Raw genomic sequence first — 2,712 nt, 5'->3', positions numbered from 1 at the left:
TGCCGCGTTGCCATCAATATTGCCGCTAATTAGCGTGTTAAAAACTTGCTTATTAATCCACCGATTTTCTTTTTCCAAAAAACAAGGTGTTCTATAAATTGATTTTTGTCCGGGATGTCGGCCCCATTTTCATTTTTCGCCAGTTTCTGGCTCAGCAGTTGCGTCACACTTTCGGCAAATTTCGGGTTATTGCTGATCGCTTGCGCCAGCTTGTTCAGCGTATCTAAATCTGGTGGCGCATTGTCGACAATGGCATTGACCCGATCATTGACCAGTTTAGGCGTCGCTGCGGTGCTCTCGTCCTGGCTGTAGGTTGCATTATTCAGCTGCACAAACCCTTTCGCCGCCAATGTGGCATCCGGATGGTTGCGCGAATTGGCATGGGCCTCAAGGGCCGCTTGTGTGCCTTCCAGCTGCTGCTTTAGCCAGGCGGTGCGATTGGCCAATTCCCTGGGCGGTCGATTGGTGATGCCCTCTGGGCCACCCAATACCGGGTCTGAGGTTTCAATCTGATAAATGCTGTCTTCCCATGCTGGGGATTCTTTCAAATAACTCATCTTGGCTGCTCCCATGATTATAAACTCCGTCATACTGGGCGGTGTGGTTATAGCGTAACGGGACGGCGGTGTAATCGAGCGCCGCCAGTTCACAGCGTGCCGGGGAAAACGCCGCCAGCGTTTGGCGTAACAGTGCCGCCTGGTCATTGGTAATAATCTGTTTCAATACCACCCGGTAAAGCGCCCAGCGGCATTCTGCTGGCCAGGTACGGGTCAGGGTCTCCTCCAATGCCGCTTCCCCTTCGCTCAGTTCGACTTCCCCAAAGCCCAGACGGCGAATGACTTCACGTACCGCCCAGGGAGTACCTTTATAGCGGTGCAGTTCAATGGCGTTTTTCAGCATCGCCCGGCGGGCATCGTCGGATTCGGCCAGATCCCAGCCATTATCGCCGGTCAGCGACAGTTGTTCGGCCAGCCAGGGTAAGGCACTGGTTTCGGTCATACCCATCAGGTAAACCAGCAGCGGCGTCAGGTCAAGCTGCTGCAATCGGCCCGCTAACATTGCCAGCCACTGAAAGCGGCTATCGTCGGCTAATGGCGGGGGCAGTAAGGTCTCGTGGGCAGGGGTATCGGGTGTGATATCAGTCATTGACCACCCCCACTAACTTCAGGTCGATGTTTTCACACCAGGGCCATTCGTTTTCTTTCACCACCTGCAGGGTCGGTTGTTTAAGCTCGACGCTGTAAACCCCGTTGACCGAGAGGATGGCCTGTATCTGGCTGGGAACGATATCACGACCCAGCTGTGCGGCCTGCTTGTCCATATAACGCTGGGCGGACTGCTTCACTTCTGCCATGACCTCGGCGCTATCGTAGCCAGCATAAACGCGGATAGCCGCTTCAATCCGGTAAGTCACCTTAACCGGCGAGGCCACCTTGACGGTATCCGTTAATGGGCGCACCTTTTCATCCGCGCATGTGCCGCTGACCAGGGCCAGCAAGGTGTCGGACGGCAGACCGGTTTTGACCAGCGGATAAAGGGCTACCGTCCCCGGAACCGGACGCATCACCGCCACATCGCGGATATCCTGATGGGCGCTCATGGCATGAAAACGGTACGCCTCGCGCGAACCGGCGTTGCTAAATGACGCGGGGGCCAGCCGGATACGCTCACGCAGATGCTCATCCTCTTCCGGATCAGCACCACCGGTACTGGGTTCGGTATTGGTCACACTGAGGTCTGCATCGTTGATGCCGTCGAGCAAGGTGCTGATTTGTGCCGGTTGCCAGCCGTTGCCGAGTGTGCCGCGCTCGGCACAGGTGGCCGTCACGTTGGCAGTGGTGTCGCTCAGGGTTACAGCCTCATCGGTGGCAAAAACAATACTGTCGCGAGCACTGACGCGCGTGCCCGCCGGAATGACCAACGGTGTGGTGGGAGGCTCTTCGAGCTGAAACCGTAGGCGGGTACGGGCTGCCGCTGCCGCCAGCAGGTATACGCCGACCAGTTCACCCAGATAGTCCAGCATCGGGGCACGCGCAAAGGCCACCAGATTCTGCTCGGCAGTATCCTGAATTGCCAGTCGTACCAGTGCCTCACGATAAGCCATCAGGTTAATCAGCAGCCGTTCATCCTGCGCCGGATAGAGCGTCCTGCCGCTGACTTTTTCATACCATGCTATCATTTCAGCGGTCAGCGCCGCCGCATCGGTGTTGACAAAGACCGGCTTCTTGTCCGTTTACGCCATGCAACCTCCGTTATCTGCGGCGTGCCGTCCGTTATCGGTTGCCAGCGTACCCGTAACCAGAGATGTTCGGCGTCGACCCGCGGTTTCACCTCAAGGAGTTGCATTCGTGGCTCCCAGCGGCGCAGCGCGTCAACCGTCTCTCTGACGACATGGGGAATAGCCTGCTCGATGGGCATATCCAGATAGCGGTACAGGTTGCTGCCAAAATCTGGCCGATGCAGGTCTGTACCACAGGGCGTACCCAGTATAATGCGAATGGACTGCTCAATATCAGCCCGTCCTGAAACCCGTTCGCCGGGACGGTTCAGCGCGGGTTGCCAGTAAACGGATGTTGCATAATCATTTTTCATACCGGCAGCATGACACAGGCGGGCAACAGGGGGTATTAAAGCGCGTTAAAGCCTGCAAGCGCTTATATCGGCTTGCCGGTCGGCCTGCCCTCATGACCGTTACTGTGCTGATGGTTCTCC

General features: G+C 56.8%; 4 protein-coding genes. All 4 read right to left on the bottom strand.

Going from position 1 to position 2,712, the window contains the following annotated elements:
• Positions 1–29: 29 nt before the first annotated feature.
• From QZ506_RS19045 to QZ506_RS19030, 4 genes are read right to left on the bottom strand one after another with little or no spacing between them, the layout of a single operon-like run.
• Positions 30–572 carry a phage tail protein gene (locus QZ506_RS19045; RefSeq protein ID WP_291973143.1) on the bottom strand — a complete coding sequence of 181 codons (543 nt, stop codon included), beginning with the start codon at positions 570–572 and terminating at the stop codon, positions 30–32.
• Positions 505–1,146 (bottom strand): phage tail protein I, encoded by a 642-nt coding sequence (locus QZ506_RS19040; protein WP_291973141.1) that lies wholly within the window; start codon positions 1,144–1,146, stop codon positions 505–507. The genes QZ506_RS19045 and QZ506_RS19040 overlap by 68 nt, the downstream gene beginning before the upstream one ends.
• The gene (locus QZ506_RS19035) at positions 1,139–2,191 is read right to left on the bottom strand and encodes a baseplate J/gp47 family protein (protein ID WP_291973145.1); all 1,053 of its coding nucleotides are present in this window, start codon (positions 2,189–2,191) and stop codon (positions 1,139–1,141) included. The genes QZ506_RS19040 and QZ506_RS19035 overlap by 8 nt, the downstream gene beginning before the upstream one ends.
• The gene (locus tag QZ506_RS19030) at positions 2,188–2,592 is read right to left on the bottom strand and encodes a GPW/gp25 family protein (RefSeq protein WP_291973139.1); all 405 of its coding nucleotides are present in this window, start codon (positions 2,590–2,592) and stop codon (positions 2,188–2,190) included. The genes QZ506_RS19035 and QZ506_RS19030 overlap by 4 nt, the downstream gene beginning before the upstream one ends.
• Between the last annotated feature and the right edge of the window lie 120 nt (positions 2,593–2,712).

Origin of the sequence: Candidatus Symbiopectobacterium sp. (assembly GCF_020054415.1) — a bacterium.
Taxonomy (GTDB): domain Bacteria; phylum Pseudomonadota; class Gammaproteobacteria; order Enterobacterales; family Enterobacteriaceae; genus Symbiopectobacterium.
Note: the sequence above shows the minus strand (reverse complement) of the source record. Positions and strands in the feature narration are given on the sequence as shown.